Here is a 14,596-nt window from a genome sequence, read left to right on the forward strand (position 1 = left end):
AGGTTGTACTTCCTCTTTAATCATTTGAGCTACTGCAGTGGATGCAGTGTGTGCTGCCTTTTTTGTAGTATTTCTAGTAACGATTTACGGAAAGGTTCAAGTTTTGTTTCTTCAGTTAAATATTTTTCAATTGTTCCTTCGCCGAATATGAGGATTTCATTATGAATAAAGGATAGTGCATTATGTACTTTCGTCCATAAAGCAGAAATTTTGGAAGAGTTCGCTTGAATACTTGGATTTGTACGATCAGTAGATTCTTTTAAACTTGCATATGAGTACAGTTTTGTTAACGTCATTAAAAGTTCTTCTTCTAAAAGTAGGCAATTTAATAAAGTGTGGGAGCTAGTATGTAAATGTCCTTTAAATGAATCAAGTTTCTTTATATCATTTTCCAATGCATTTAATGCAGTATGCTATTCGGCATCAGAATTATACAAATCGGATAAATCCCATGTTAGTTCAGCAGGTACCTCTGCGCAATTAAGACGATTTTCTATTACATTTTTCAAGTCGTATATCCTCCTTCTTAAGACTATCTAAAAATATAACGATAGAAAATTCTGTTAAATTAAAATGTTTTTCATTTTTATATACAAAAAAGAAGGACAAGCATGAAAATGCTTGTCCTTCAAGTTAATTTAAGAATTAATATACTTTGTCACCATTGAAAATCGAGTTTTTCACGACAACATAATCTACAGTACGAATAGCATCTAATTTTGTTCCACCAGCGTAAGAGATAGAAGATTGAAGATCTTGTTCCATTTCGATTAACGTATCTTCTAAAGAACCTTTATGCTCAACGAACATTTTCTTACCTTCAACGTTTTTCTTCTCACCCTTTTGGAATTCAGAAGCAGAACCGAAGTATTCTTTATAAAGTTTGCCATCTCTTTCAATTGTTTCCCCTGGAGACTCTTCGTGACCAGCGAATAGAGAACCGATCATGACCATAGTTGCCCCAAATCGAATAGATTTAGCTACGTCGCCGTGTGTACGAATACCACCATCAGCGATAATTGGCTTGCTTGCAGCTTTTGCACACCAGCGAAGTGCAGCTAGCTGCCAACCACCAGTTCCGAAGCCTGTTTTAATTTTAGTAATACAAACTTTACCAGGTCCAATACCAACTTTTGTTGCATCGGCACCAGCATTTTCTAATTCTCTTACCGCTTCTGGAGTTCCAACGTTTCCAGCGATAACGAAGCTCTCTGGTAAATGTTTTTTAATATGTTGAATCATGTTGATCACAGCATTAGAATGACCGTGTGCGATATCAATCGTGATATATTCAGGTGTCAGTTGCTCAGCAGCTAATTGTTGTACGAATTCATATTCGTCCTCTTTTACACCAACGCTGATAGAAGCGATTAATCCACGTGATTGCATATCTCTAATGAATGAGATTCGTTTCTCTGGTTGGAAACGATGCATGATATAAAAGTAGTTGTTCTCAGCTAAATAAGTTGCAATTCTTTCATCAATAATCGTTTGCATATTTGCAGGTACGACAGGTAATTTAAATTTATGTTTTCCTAAAGTGACAGTTGTATCACATTCAGAGCGGCTATTTACAATACATTTTGCAGGAATTAATTGAATATCTTCATAGTCGAATACGTTTTCCATCATTTACACCCCTAAAATACGAATATTTTATTTTTATTAATTAAAAATGTTCGTCCATAGGATAATTTACATTATTTTTATTAAGAAGTCAAAGGTTTAATTATTAATTTGGAATTTAAATTTTATTTAATGTTTTTTGTATTTAAATGTCTATAATGTATTTTAATGTTTATTGGTTTACTGTAGAATTATATTTGGAAAATAGTAGATAGATATATTAATTATGGGAGAGGTTTTATGGGACGTTTAGTTTATATGGATTGGCTACGCGTATTAGCAACAATTGCGGTCGTTACAATTCACGTTTCTGCTGGTTATGTTTCTATGTTAGATGCAAGTAACGTATCGCGTTGGATGGCTGGTAATTTTTATGATTCATTTTCACGTGCTAGTGTTCCGATATTTGTAATGATTAGCGGAGCTTTATTGTTAAGGGGAGCAAAAGATAGTTCTATTGGGGAATTTTTAAAGAAACGTGCAAGTAAAGTAATCATACCTTTTATAGGTTGGAGTGCTATATTTTACATCTATGGAGCTTGCGTAGGATATTTTCCGGCTTCTTTAAAACAGGGGGTAAAGTATTTTTTAACAAATAGTATTGGTTTACATCTATGGTTCTTATACATGATTGTAGGAATATACCTAATCGCCCCTTTACTGAAAGTATTCGTGAAAAATGCTAAAAAGAGAGAGATAGAATATTTTTTAATTTTATGGTTATATGCATCTGTTATAGTCAAACTAGTAAATTATTATTATCCTATCAACTTTAATATCGAACTATTTTATGTGACAAACTATGTAGGATATTTTCTACTAGGTTATTACTTATCTAATTATGATATTGCAAAAAAATGGAGAAACCTATCTTATATTGGGGGAATTTTAGGGTTTATTGGTACGTTCTTTATTACATACTATTATACAGTCAAAGCTAATGGGCAATTGGACCAATATTGGTATGAATATTTTGCGCCAGGTGTTGTACTTATGGCAATTGGATTATTTGTCTTTTTTAAATACACTTTCCAAAATTCGGAAAGACAATTACCATTTTTATTACGTGGTATAAACCAAGCAAGTCTTGGAATTTATATTCTTCACTTTTTCTTATTAAATAACTATCTATACATAGTTATTCCAAAGGTAGATGCCCATGTACATGCAATACTGGCAATACCTATAAATGTAATGATTACACTTTTTCTGAGTATGATAATAACTTTAGTATTGCAACGAATACCATTTGTAAAAAGGTTAGTTCCGTAAATATATTTTATCTAAAAAAATATATTTTTCATTATGTAGGTAGGCAGGCTTATTATTAAGACTGCCCTTTTCTATGTTGTTTTAAAAAATAATATAAAAAGAGTTATACTTAGGTTAAGATGATATTTCAACGAATTGCAAATATTAGTTTGATATATCATCTTAGTATAATTAAGTGTAGGAGAATAAAAAATATAATTATTAAATAAAGAATAAAATGAGGTTAGTACATGAGTAAAAGAAGCTTTGCTGAGTATACATTAAGTAAAGAAATTATAAGAGCACTTAATGGTTTAGGTTATAATCATCCAACAGAAGTACAAGGTGAGGTTATTCCAGTCGCATTACAAAAGAAGGATCTTGTTGTGAAGTCCCAGACTGGAAGTGGAAAAACAGCTTCATTTGGTATTCCACTTTGTGAAATGGTGGAGTGGGAAGAGAATAAACCACAAGCATTAGTTTTAACACCAACGAGAGAGCTTGCGGTACAGGTAAAAGAAGATATTACAAATATAGGTCGATTCAAAAGGATTAAGGCTGCGGCAGTTTATGGGAAATCTCCATTTGCACGTCAAAAATTAGAATTAAAGCAAAAGACACATATTGTAGTTGGGACTCCTGGTCGTGTGTTGGATCATATTGAGAAGGGTACCCTTTCTTTAGAGTGTTTGAAGTATTTAGTTATTGATGAAGCAGATGAGATGCTAAATATGGGCTTTATCGATCAAGTAGAGGCAATTATTGATGAATTACCTACAAAAAGAATGACGATGTTATTTTCAGCAACACTTCCAGAAGATGTTGAGAAATTGTCTCGTACATATATGAATTCACCAATTCATATTGAAATTAAAGCAGCTGGGATTACGACGGATAAAATTGAACATACTCTTTTTGAGGTGATAGAAGACGAGAAGCTTTCACTACTTAAAGATGTAACAACGATTGAGAATCCTGATAGCTGTATTATTTTCTGCCGTACACAAGAAAATGTAGATCATGTATATAGACAATTAAAACGAGCTAACTATCCTTGTGACAAAATACATGGTGGTATGGTACAAGAAGATCGTTTTGAAGTCATGGATGATTTTAGAAAAGGAAAATTCCGTTATTTAGTAGCAACAGATGTAGCTGCGAGAGGAATTGATATTGATAATATTACACATGTTATTAATTATGATATTCCACTTGAAAAAGAAAGCTACGTACATCGTACTGGAAGAACGGGACGAGCTGGAAATAGTGGAAAAGCTATTACATTTATAACACCATATGAAAATAGATTTTTAGAAGAGATTGAGGAGTATATTGGATTTGAAATTCCAAAGGCAATTGGACCTTCAAAAGAAGAAGTTATGAAAGAGAAAGCTGCATTTGAAGAAAAGATACATGCTAAACCAATTATAAAGAAAGATAAAAATGCAGATATCAACAAAGGCATTATGAAGCTGTACTTTAATGGCGGGAAGAAGAAGAAAATTAGGGCGGTAGATTTCGTCGGTACAATTGCTAAAATTAAAGGTGTTACAGCAGAAGATATAGGTATTATTACGATACAAGATAATGTTTCTTACGTTGAAATATTAAATGGAAAAGGACCACTTGTCTTGAAAGTCATGAAGACTACAACGATTAAAGGGAAACAACTAAAAGTTCATGAAGCAATTAAGTAAATAAAAAACTATCCACTTTAATAGGTGGATAGTTTTTTATTTATGATTCTTTTAAATCATCCACTAGTTGCTCCGCTAAACGTCTATACATATTACTCATAGTCACGAAGGATGTTAGTAGTAGAAATTTTTCTAGCTTTGTATCTTCTAAGGAAGAAATCTCATTTACTTCTGTAACACGGTTATTTACGTCTTGTTTAAAGCTTTCGACATTGCTTTCAGTAAGAGCAAGATAATTTTTGTATAACGTATTTAATTCGAATGAATCATCATTTAATAAGGAGTCATTTATAGTTTCTAATGAACTTTTTATGTCGTTAATGGAGAGAGCTCCCTTTAATTGATAAATTAGGCTAATTAAAATCATATGCTCTTTTGAATACTTTTTATTTTTGATAGGGATGAATAGTTTCCCTTTTGCGTAATTATTAATCATCGTTTTTGTTAATACTTTTTCATCATCAGTTCTCGTTGTATCTGCATAAGTATTCTCAAATAGTTGGACAACTTGGTCTACATATAAGTCAACATTTGGAATATCCTCAAGTTTAATGTTTTTTTCTAAATGTAATGTCTTAAGTAATTCATTTATATTTTCCACGTAGAATCCCTCACTTTTATAACTTAGTGGAACTTAATGTTTAATATATCTTTAAATATGGTATTACGAAACAAATGAATTGTAAATGTTGACCTTAAAAAGAAATGTGTATATAATTACATGTAGTTATTAAAACTACATGTAATTATATGAGGGGTGTTATTATGAATGCTTATGTAAGGGAACCAGTTAATGCATTTACTCACTTAGGTGGAGCGATATTATCATTTATTGCGTTATTAGCTATGCTTGTGAAAGTTTCTATCAAGATGCCATCATTTGCTGCAATTACAGCTGTTATTTTGTTTGGTATTGGAATGATGGTCCTTTATACGGCGTCAGCTGTATATCATAGTGTTGTGGCCAATGAACGTGTTATATACTTCTTTAGGAAGCTAGATCATTCTATGATTTTTATATTAATTGCAGGTACATATGCACCCTTTTGCTTAATTACATTAAATTCAGCAAGTGGTTTGCTATTATTTTGTTTAGTCTATGCAACTGCGATTTGTGGCATTGTATTTAAAATGTTTTGGTTTAATTGTCCAAGGTGGTTATCGACAGCAATTTATATTACGATGGGTTGGTTAATTGTTTTATTCTTTGCGCCGTTAGCTGAGAATTTAAGTACAGGAGGCATTATTTTCTTAGTACTTGGTGGCATTTTTTATACAATTGGTGGATTTATTTATGGAACAAAGCCAAAATGGTTAGAGTTTAAATATATGGGGCATCATGAAATTTTTCATGTTTTTGTATTATTAGGTAGTCTTGCGCATTTTCTAAGTGTATATTGTTACGTAATTTAATAAAAAAATGCCACATAATAAAAATTATGTGGCATTTTTTTATTACCTGATTAGAATCGTATATGTTATAAAATTATTATGGGATAAAATGTAAGTTTCTGTGTTCGCATGTTAAACATAGGATAAGAAATATGTGATATACTTTGAGAAGTTTATAATGAATGAAATATGGAGGACTATAATTATGGCAATACTTGTAACAGGTGGAGCAGGATATATTGGTAGTCATACATGTGTAGAATTACTAAATAGCGGTTACGAAGTTATAGTAGTGGATAATCTTTCGAATAGCTCGGTAGAATCTATAAATCGAGTAAAAGAAATAACAGGAAAACAATTTAAGTTTTATAAAGAAGATGTTTTAAATCGCGAAGCGCTTGACGCAATTTTTGAAGAAAATTCAATTGAAGCAGTTATTCACTTTGCAGGATTTAAAGCTGTAGGGGAGTCAGTAGCGATTCCATTAACATATTATCATAACAACATTACAAGCACGTTAGTGCTATGTGAAGTAATGCAGAAACATAATGTAAAGAAGATAATCTTTAGTTCATCTGCAACTGTATATGGTATCCCGGAAACGTCACCGATTACCGAGGAGTTTCCATTAAGTGCAACAAATCCATATGGTCAAACGAAATTAATGATTGAGCAAATTATGCGTGATGTAGCATTTGCAGATGCAGAATGGAGTATCGCATTACTTCGCTATTTCAATCCATTTGGTGCACACGAAAGTGGGCGTATCGGAGAAGATCCAAATGGAATCCCAAATAACTTAATGCCATATGTAACGCAAGTAGCGGTAGGTAAGTTAAAAGAATTAAGCGTATTCGGAAATGACTATCCAACGAAAGATGGAACAGGAGTCCGTGATTACATCCATGTTGTGGACTTAGCAAATGGTCACGTAAAGGCGCTTGAGAAAGTACTGAGTACAACAGGAGTAGATGCTTATAACCTGGGCACAGGCATGGGCTATAGTGTACTAGAGATGGTTGAAGCATTTGAAAAAGTTTCGGGCAAGAAAGTTCCTTATAAAATTACAGAGCGTCGCCCAGGTGATGTGGCAGTATGTTTTGCTGATGCATCGAAAGCAAAGCGTGAATTAGGCTGGGAGGCAACACGCGGATTAGAAGAAATGTGTGCTGACTCTTGGAAATGGCAATCAAATAATAAAAATGGCTATTTAGAAGTTTAATGATGAATATAAAAAATGACCTTTGCATAAAAGCAAGAGGTCATTTTTTATATTCATTTTCTACTAAGTTTATTAGCGAACCTAGAAAAGAACGTTCGCTGTTTTAAATGATATGATTTTACAATATCTTATGCTAGAAGGTAGTAGAATGAGATAGAGTAATGTATTATTTTATTAATTTTTTATGGGAATTGAAAGCGTATTATTGAAATGTATTCCAACACTTGTATCATTGCTAGAGTCCGTTTATAATCAAGGAATCCTAGTTCATGTTTTGATAGGATTATTTATTATTGAAAGCGTTTTAAGTTCACTCCTTTTTTGAGGTAGGAGGTCTGACTTATTTGGATGAAAAATTATGTATGTAGTTTTAAATGGGAAGAAAAATAATATAAGTATCACTTTATAGTGTGGGGAGGTTAAAAGTGTGAAAGGTAAAGATTTTCACACGAATATATATGGGTTATGTAGGATTATTACTTTCAGGGGCAGCTTTATTTTTAAATAGTCTTGTTATATTAGGGAAAGCAGAGATGAAAAGTGCGGGTGTTTTTAATTTGTTTGTGGGTGCACTACAAATTATTATTCCGTTTTATTTGATCATGATTTCTGACCAAAGCAATTGGACAGTGTATTCATATGCGGCTACTTTCTTATTTGGATTAACTTATTTATATGTAGGTGTTACTTTTATAAAAGGAATGGATAGTAGTGGTCTAGGATGGTTTTGTATTTGGGTAGCAATTATAGCCTTATTCTATATGGTTGTTTCATTTGTTCAATTCCATGATGTTGTTAATGCGTTAACGTGGTTTATGTGGGCATTACTTTGGTATTTATTCTTTGTATTAAATACACAAAAGAAGAACATTAATCAATATCTTGGAAGGATTGCCTTCGTACAATCATGGGTAACATTGACTTTACCTTCACTCTTTTATTTTATGGGAGTGTGGGGAGAGGGATTTGTATATGAACTATGGGTTTATGTATCAGTAATTTCTATTTTGTACTTCTGTTATTGTATTTATAAATATCGAGTACGTTAATATATTTTCTGTAGAAAAGCATGGAATCGTTAAACGAATTCCATGCTTTTTATATGTTGGCACTTATAATAGAGAGGTAGTATTTTACAATTTGCTAAAATGGGGATGATGAAGTTGAAAAAAGTATTGGTGCTAGGGGGAACAAGATTTTTTGGTAAACATTTAGTAGAAGCACTTTTGCAAGAGGGGCACGATGTAACGATTGCGACGAGGGGAGTTACTGAAGATTCTTTTGGTAGCGCAGTAAAAAGAATAATTATTGATAGAGAAGATGGAAAGCTACTAGAAAAGCGTCTAGAAGGAAAAAGTTATGATATTGTATACGATAATTTATGCTATAGCTCGAATGCAGCGAAGATAATATGTGAAGTGTTACGAGGGAAAACGAAGAAATATGTTATGACATCTTCAATGGCCGTCTATGAACCTGCCCTAAGCTTATCAGAAGAAGACTTTAATCCGCACGATTATGCAATCGCGTATGGAGATAGGAATGACTTCAATTATGGTGAAGGAAAGAGATTAGCTGAAGCCGTTGTATTTCAACAAGCAACATTCCCAGTTGTTGCAGTTCGTTTTCCAGTTGTTATTGGAGAAAACGATTATACGAAAAGGTTACAATTTTACGTTGAATGTATTGTGAACCAAAAACCTATCGTTGTGGATCATGTAGATGGAACTTTGTCATTTATACATGAAAAAGAGGCAGGAGAGTTTCTAGCTTGGTGCGGAATGGAAAATGTGAAAGGGCCAATTAACGCCTGTAGTAACGGGGTAGTTTCTACGGAAGAAATTATTCATTTCATAGAAGAGAAGACAGGAATAAAAGCACTCATTCAGAAAGCTGGGGAAAATATAGCTCCTTATAATGAGGTAACTAACTGTACATTACATAATGGAAAGGCTCGTGAATTCGGATTTTTGTTCCGAGAGCTGAAACTAGAAATGAAAAATGTTTTAAAACATTATATAAATACAATGAAGTAATCATAAATCCCCCGGTGGCAATCCGGGGGATTCTGGAGGATTTCGACAATACTGATTTTACATTACCAAATTTACCTTATACGTACGACTAATGTTTTTGTGATTGAATTGCTTGTAAATACTTCTCGTTTACTTGGTCCCAGTTTACTGTATGCCACCAGTTGGTAACAAACTCTGGGCGCCTATTTTGATACTTTAAATAATAAGCATGTTCCCATACATCAATTACGAGTAAGGGGATTTTCCCTTCTTGCAAAGGCGTATCTTGATTTGGTGTACTCATAACAGAGAGTTCCTCACCGTCAAGAACAAGCCATCCATAGCCACTTCCAAAACGACTAATAGCTGCTTTGGAAAGTTGATCTTTTAAGTTGTCAAAGGTATTGAAATAATAATCAATTACTTTTGCAACGTCTCCATTAGGCTCACCGCCACCTCGTGGGCTCATCACTTCCCAAAAAAGACTATGACAATAGTGACCACCACCGTTATTTCGTACAGCTGTAACAATTTCCTTCGGTAAAGCATCTAAATTACATAGCAATTCTTCTAAAGATTTATTATGTAATTCAGTATAATTTTCTAAAGTAGCATTTAAATTGTTTACGTATGTCGCATGGTGCTTTCCATGATGAATGGAAAGTGTATTGCTATCAATATGTGGCTCTAGTTCATCATAGTCATATGAAAGCTTTGGCAATTGAAATGAAGACATAACATTACCTCCTTTCTATCTAAAAAGTTGGTCTAGGTAAAAACACTTTACCTGAGTCAAAAATACACCCATTTTCCATATAAGTCAATAGTAAGTCCATTAATTTTCTGAAAAATATTACAATAAAAGTAACACTCTCACTTTCATTTGTGACTCCTATCCTTTTTGCTTATACTGTAAAGTAGCAGGGTTTTGTTGAAATAGAAGGAGATTGTTTATGAGTAAAACGAAACAATTAATAGAGGAAGCAAGTAATTTTATTACGATTTGTTATAAGGAGCTTCATAAAGAACAATTGATAGAAGAACGTATAAAAGAAATTCAAATTGAGATAGAAAAGACAGGGACATATGAGCATACATTTGAAGAACTTGTTCATGGTTCACGAATGGCATGGCGTAACAGTAATAGATGTATTGGAAGACTATTTTGGAGTAAGATGCACATATTAGATGCGCGCGAAGTAAATGATGAAGAGGGTGTATATAATGCATTAATTCATCATATTAAATATGCAACGAACGACGGGAAAGTTAAACCAACCATTACGATTTTTAAGCAATATCAAGGTGAAGAAAATAATATAAGAATTTATAATCACCAATTGATTCGATATGCAGGATATAAAACAGAAACGGGAGTGATTGGTGATTCTCATTCCGCTACATTTACGGACTTTTGTCAGGGGCTTGGTTGGCAAGGAGAAGGTACGAATTTCGATGTATTGCCACTTGTGTTCTCTATAAACGGGAAGGCGCCTACATATAAAGAAATTCCGAGAGAAGAAGTAAAAGAAGTGCCAATTGAACACCCAGAATACCCTATTTCATCACTTGGAGTAAAATGGTATGGTGTTCCAATGATTTCAGATATGCGTTTAGAAATTGGCGGTATTTCTTATACAGCCGCTCCGTTCAATGGATGGTATATGGGAACAGAAATTGGGGCGCGCAACTTAGCAGATCATGATCGTTATAATTTACTTCCGGCTGTTGCGGAGATGATGGATTTAGATACATCGAGAAACGGTACCTTATGGAAAGATAAGGCGCTAATTGAGTTGAATATTGCCGTACTACACTCCTTTAAAAAACAAGGAGTTAGTATTGTTGATCACCATACTGCTGCACAACAATTTCAGCAATTTGAGAAGCAAGAAGCTGCTTGTGGTCGTGTTGTAACAGGTAATTGGGTATGGCTTATTCCGCCATTATCTCCAGCTACCACTCACATTTATCATAAACCGTATCCGAATGAAATTTTGAAGCCAAATTTCTTTCATAAATAATATTTAGTGTAGGTTTTTTCTGTGAAATATAATTTTTTTTAATTACTGTTATGTAGCAAATGGAAGCCTTTACTCTCGGTTATTTTTGGAAGAGGCTTTTTGAACCAAGGAGTACCTTATGTTATAATCAAATTTCTGTTTCGAAGACCTTATAGAAATATAAGGTCTTTTGTTTTGCTTTTTTATGTAAGAGGAAGAGGATTTTTCTTTTTAATAAGGGATTTGGCATATTTTTAGGGACAACATAAGTATGTGGGAAGTCGATAAAATGTTATGCATATATAATTATTATGTTTTTAGGTTTAAACAATAAAACATAATAAAGTTGTTTTTTTAGATTGCTGAGGAAGGAGGAAGTATAAATGAGGATGAAGAGTCGAAAAATTGATTGGCCTGTATTTATTATTAGTGGTGGTTCACTTTTATTATTTGTAATTGCAGTTTTTTTGAACAAGGATTATGTAGAGAGTGCGATTAATAAAAGTTTCGCTTTTTCAATTAAATATTTCGGTGCCTTCTGGCAAGTTTTATTATTAGGTACATTTATTGTTGCGATGTGTATGGCTTTCTCCAAATATGGGAGAGTTAAGCTTGGGGGATTAGAAAAACCTGAGATTAGTACGGCAAAATGGCTTGCTATTATTATGTCTACATTACTTGCTGGAGGTGGCGTTTTTTGGGCAGCAGCAGAGCCAATGTATCATTTGATGACGGTGCCACCAATACATGATGGTATATCTGCTGGAACGAAAGAAGCAGTCATGCCTGCTTTAGCACAAAGTTATATGCATTGGGGATTTTTAGCATGGACGATTTTAGGTACAATTAGTGCGGTAGTTATGATGTATGGACATTATCATAAAGATATGCCGCTAAAACCTCGAACACTTTTATATCCTATTTTTGGGGAAAAATTAAGAAAGAGCCTGCTTGGAACGATAATTGATGCAGCTGCAATTATTGCAGTAGCTGCAGGTACAATTGGCCCAATTGGATTTTTAGGTTTACAAGCAAGTTATGGATTACAAGAATTATTTGGAATTTCTGATGTGTTTACTACTCAATTAGCAATTATTGTTTGTGTGGTGGCCGTGTCTACCATATCGGCAGTAACAGGTATTGATAAAGGGATTCAAATTATAAGTAATTTAAATGTTAGATTAGCAATTGTATTAATGGCATTCATATTACTATTTGGGCCAGGTGGATTTATTATTGATTCGTTTGTTTCTTCGTTTGGATTTTATGTAAATGAGTTTATACCGATGAGCACATACCGTGGTGATACAAGTTGGTTAGGATCTTGGACAATCTTTTTCTGGGGATGGTTTATTGGATACGGACCAATGATGGCAATTTTAGTGAGTCGAATTTCAAGAGGGAGAACGATTCGAGAAATCATCGTTGCAATTGGAATTATCGCACCTATTATTACAACGTTTTGGTTTACTATATTAGGTGGATCAGGCGTGTTTTATGAGTTGATGAATCCTGGGTCTATCTCGGACGCATTAAGTGAATCTGGTATGCCGGCAGCTATGATTGCAATTACAGAGCAATTGCCACTTTCTAATATTATTGGACCAGCATTTCTTTTATTAACAATTTTATTTGTAGTGACAACAGGAGATTCAATGGCGTATTCCATTTCCATGGCAGTGACTGGAGACGGAGATCCTAGAATTAGTTTGCGAATTTTTTGGTCGCTTATTATGGGCGCAGTTGCAGCAATTCTTTTATATATGGGTGAAGGAAGTATTAATGCGCTACAATCGTTTATCGTGGTGACGGCAGTTCCGGTATCAATTTTGTTATTCCCAATGCTATGGTTAGCACCTAAAGTTGCGGGAGAATTAGCATTAAAACAAGGTATTGTAAAAGAAGAAGATAAAACTGCATTCTTATTTCAGAAGGCTAGTAAATCAAAATAAATAAAAACGTAAAAGAGGAAGCATCTTAAATGAGATGCCTCCTCTTTTACGTTTAATCTAATACTTTTCCCTTTGTTTCTGGTACACATAGTAGCATTGTAATTAACCCGATTGGGTAGATGATAAAAATCAAGGACAATGCTCCAAGTAGGTTGCCACCTGTAGCGAGTAAGCCAATAATAACAGGCCCAAATCCAGCTAACCCACGTCCTGTACCGAAAATAAAGTTTTCAGCGGTAGAGCGAGCTTCAGCAGGATAGTTTTCAGCTAAAATTGCTCCAAATCCTCCCATCATTCCATTTGCAAAGAATCCAAGCAATGCACTTCCCCATAATAATAATGTTGAATCTGTGAATAAGAAGAAGTAAATGAGACAGTATACTGTACCGCCAATATAATAGATTGCAAAGGTTTTACGTCGACCAATTTTATCAGCCAGAATACCAAAGATTGCAATTCCAATTAGCATACCGATGGTAGAAATGAACATCCAGCCACTTGCTTTCGCTAATGTATAGTTATATTTATTTGCTAAAATAGTGGGCATCCATGTGAAGATTCCGTAATATCCGAAGTTTTGGATGAACGACATAATAATAAGACCAATTGTTGTAATTGTTACTTTTTTATTGGCAAATAACTTTCGAAGTGGAAATTTTTTTATATGTTTTAGTTGTTCTGCTTCAGTAGTTGTTAATTTACCTGCAGCTTCTTTTTGCAATAGTTCCTTTTTGTAGCGTTGTTTTTGCTCCCATATTTTCGGTTCACTTAAACTTTTACGGACATAGACAGCTAGTAAAGCTGGAATTAATCCAAATAAGAAAACGGCTCTCCATCCAAAGTGTGGGACAATAAATGCTGGAAGGAGTGAAGCAATCAGTACACCAAATTGCCATCCAAGTGCAACAACAGATGTCGCTTTAGCGCGCATTTCTTTAGACCATGTTTCTGTTACGATGGCCATTCCGATTCCGAATTCACCACCAACTCCCATTCCAACTAAAAAGCGCAGAATTAATAATTGCCAGTAGTCTGTTGCGAAATAAATGAGTGCGGTTGCTAGTGAAAACAGTAAGATTGTGAAGGCCATTGTACGAATACGGCCAAATAAATCAGCAATAAATCCAAATAAATAAGAACCAATTAACATCCCTATTGTGGTAGCTAATGTTAAGTTTCCACCTTCAACAGGACTTAAGTGAAACTCTTTTAAAATATAGACAAGTACGAAAGATAATAGCAACATATCTAAACCTTCTGCTGCATATCCTAGCGCAGAACCAAATAATGTTTTATATCTTTTCGCTTTCGTCTCCTCTGTTATTTGTTGTACATCAGTAGTGACGTTCATTATTACTCCTCCTTATTTTCTACAGTCGCTATGGAAGAATAACAAAAGGCCTTCTCACCTGATATGATGAGAAGGTCAAAAAAGCAT

General features: G+C 33.9%; 12 protein-coding genes and 1 pseudogene. 8 read left to right on the forward strand and 5 right to left on the reverse strand.

The window, feature by feature from the left end:
* Nucleotides 1-38 precede the first annotated feature (38 nt).
* Nucleotides 39-509 (reverse strand): annotated as a pseudogene (locus ACTFP3_RS18100) (oligoendopeptidase F); the annotation flags it as partial.
* Nucleotides 510-645: 136 nt separating this feature from the next.
* Nucleotides 646-1,629 (reverse strand): GMP reductase, encoded by a 984-nt coding sequence (guaC, locus tag ACTFP3_RS18105; protein ID WP_000432447.1) that lies wholly within the window; start codon nucleotides 1,627-1,629, stop codon nucleotides 646-648.
* Between the two features lie 237 nt (nucleotides 1,630-1,866).
* Here guaC and ACTFP3_RS18110 point away from each other — a divergent pair, with 237 nt between their 5' ends.
* Together ACTFP3_RS18110 and ACTFP3_RS18115 are read left to right on the forward strand one after the other, a co-directional pair.
* A complete protein-coding gene (locus ACTFP3_RS18110) occupies nucleotides 1,867-2,898 on the forward strand; it encodes an acyltransferase (RefSeq protein WP_000533187.1) in 1,032 nt (343 codons plus the stop codon).
* A 230-nt stretch (nucleotides 2,899-3,128) separates the two neighbouring features.
* The gene (locus tag ACTFP3_RS18115) at nucleotides 3,129-4,574 is read left to right on the forward strand and encodes a DEAD/DEAH box helicase (protein WP_000044733.1); all 1,446 of its coding nucleotides are present in this window, start codon (nucleotides 3,129-3,131) and stop codon (nucleotides 4,572-4,574) included.
* Between the two features lie 40 nt (nucleotides 4,575-4,614).
* Here the strand turns inward: ACTFP3_RS18115 and ACTFP3_RS18120 are convergent, their stop codons facing one another.
* Entirely contained in the window at nucleotides 4,615-5,175 is a 561-nt protein-coding gene (locus tag ACTFP3_RS18120; protein ID WP_000427884.1) for a DUF1836 domain-containing protein, read from the reverse strand.
* A gap of 164 nt (nucleotides 5,176-5,339) precedes the next feature.
* On the opposite strand from ACTFP3_RS18120, the gene trhA reads away from it, so the two are divergent.
* The 4 genes from trhA to ACTFP3_RS18140 all read left to right on the forward strand — a co-directional run bounded on the left by trhA (nucleotide 5,340) and on the right by ACTFP3_RS18140 (nucleotide 9,224).
* Entirely contained in the window at nucleotides 5,340-5,987 is a 648-nt protein-coding gene (gene trhA, locus ACTFP3_RS18125) for a PAQR family membrane homeostasis protein TrhA (protein WP_000995363.1), read from the forward strand.
* A 184-nt stretch (nucleotides 5,988-6,171) separates the two neighbouring features.
* Nucleotides 6,172-7,188 carry a UDP-glucose 4-epimerase GalE gene (gene galE / locus ACTFP3_RS18130; RefSeq protein ID WP_000996548.1) on the forward strand — a complete coding sequence of 339 codons (1,017 nt, stop codon included), beginning with the start codon at nucleotides 6,172-6,174 and terminating at the stop codon, nucleotides 7,186-7,188.
* Nucleotides 7,189-7,646: 458 nt separating this feature from the next.
* Nucleotides 7,647-8,237 carry an AmiS/UreI family transporter gene (locus tag ACTFP3_RS18135; protein ID WP_000542569.1) on the forward strand — a complete coding sequence of 197 codons (591 nt, stop codon included), beginning with the start codon at nucleotides 7,647-7,649 and terminating at the stop codon, nucleotides 8,235-8,237.
* A 99-nt stretch (nucleotides 8,238-8,336) separates the two neighbouring features.
* Nucleotides 8,337-9,224 (forward strand): NAD-dependent epimerase/dehydratase family protein, encoded by an 888-nt coding sequence (locus ACTFP3_RS18140; RefSeq protein WP_103597579.1) that lies wholly within the window; start codon nucleotides 8,337-8,339, stop codon nucleotides 9,222-9,224.
* Nucleotides 9,225-9,312: 88 nt separating this feature from the next.
* Here ACTFP3_RS18140 and sodA read toward each other — a convergent pair whose 3' ends face one another.
* Nucleotides 9,313-9,939: a superoxide dismutase [Mn] gene (sodA, locus tag ACTFP3_RS18145; protein ID WP_000094037.1), complete on the reverse strand. Its 627-nt coding sequence runs from the start codon at nucleotides 9,937-9,939 to the stop codon at nucleotides 9,313-9,315.
* Between the two features lie 217 nt (nucleotides 9,940-10,156).
* Between sodA and ACTFP3_RS18150 the strand changes: the two genes are divergently transcribed.
* Together ACTFP3_RS18150 and ACTFP3_RS18155 are read left to right on the forward strand one after the other, a co-directional pair.
* The gene (locus ACTFP3_RS18150; protein ID WP_000047627.1) at nucleotides 10,157-11,227 is read left to right on the forward strand and encodes a nitric oxide synthase oxygenase; all 1,071 of its coding nucleotides are present in this window, start codon (nucleotides 10,157-10,159) and stop codon (nucleotides 11,225-11,227) included.
* A gap of 362 nt (nucleotides 11,228-11,589) precedes the next feature.
* Nucleotides 11,590-13,158 carry a BCCT family transporter gene (locus ACTFP3_RS18155; protein WP_440010941.1) on the forward strand — a complete coding sequence of 523 codons (1,569 nt, stop codon included), beginning with the start codon at nucleotides 11,590-11,592 and terminating at the stop codon, nucleotides 13,156-13,158.
* 52 nt (nucleotides 13,159-13,210) lie between these two features.
* Here the strand turns inward: ACTFP3_RS18155 and ACTFP3_RS18160 are convergent, their stop codons facing one another.
* The gene (locus tag ACTFP3_RS18160) at nucleotides 13,211-14,509 is read right to left on the reverse strand and encodes an MFS transporter (protein ID WP_440010942.1); all 1,299 of its coding nucleotides are present in this window, start codon (nucleotides 14,507-14,509) and stop codon (nucleotides 13,211-13,213) included.
* Between the last annotated feature and the right edge of the window lie 87 nt (nucleotides 14,510-14,596).

It is taken from the genome of Bacillus cereus group sp. MYBK5-2 (assembly GCF_051915685.1).
In the GTDB taxonomy this organism is placed as follows: Bacteria; Bacillota; Bacilli; order Bacillales; family Bacillaceae_G; genus Bacillus_A; species Bacillus_A cereus.

Excerpts from the sequence above, each read along its gene's own strand:
- guaC (WP_000432447.1), bottom strand. The coding sequence starts at position 1,629 with ATGGAAAACGTATTCGACTATGAAGATATTCAATTAATTCCTGCAAAA.
- ACTFP3_RS18110 (WP_000533187.1), top strand. The coding sequence starts at position 1,867 with ATGGGACGTTTAGTTTATATGGATTGGCTACGCGTATTAGCAACAATT.
- ACTFP3_RS18115 (WP_000044733.1), top strand. The coding sequence starts at position 3,129 with ATGAGTAAAAGAAGCTTTGCTGAGTATACATTAAGTAAAGAAATTATA.
- trhA (WP_000995363.1), top strand. The coding sequence starts at position 5,340 with ATGAATGCTTATGTAAGGGAACCAGTTAATGCATTTACTCACTTAGGT.
- galE (WP_000996548.1), top strand. The coding sequence starts at position 6,172 with ATGGCAATACTTGTAACAGGTGGAGCAGGATATATTGGTAGTCATACA.
- ACTFP3_RS18135 (WP_000542569.1), top strand. The coding sequence starts at position 7,647 with ATGGGTTATGTAGGATTATTACTTTCAGGGGCAGCTTTATTTTTAAAT.
- ACTFP3_RS18140 (WP_103597579.1), top strand. The coding sequence starts at position 8,337 with ATGGGGATGATGAAGTTGAAAAAAGTATTGGTGCTAGGGGGAACAAGA.
- sodA (WP_000094037.1), bottom strand. The coding sequence starts at position 9,939 with ATGTCTTCATTTCAATTGCCAAAGCTTTCATATGACTATGATGAACTA.
- ACTFP3_RS18150 (WP_000047627.1), top strand. The coding sequence starts at position 10,157 with ATGAGTAAAACGAAACAATTAATAGAGGAAGCAAGTAATTTTATTACG.
- ACTFP3_RS18155 (WP_440010941.1), top strand. The coding sequence starts at position 11,590 with ATGAGGATGAAGAGTCGAAAAATTGATTGGCCTGTATTTATTATTAGT.
- ACTFP3_RS18160 (WP_440010942.1), bottom strand. The coding sequence starts at position 14,509 with ATGAACGTCACTACTGATGTACAACAAATAACAGAGGAGACGAAAGCG.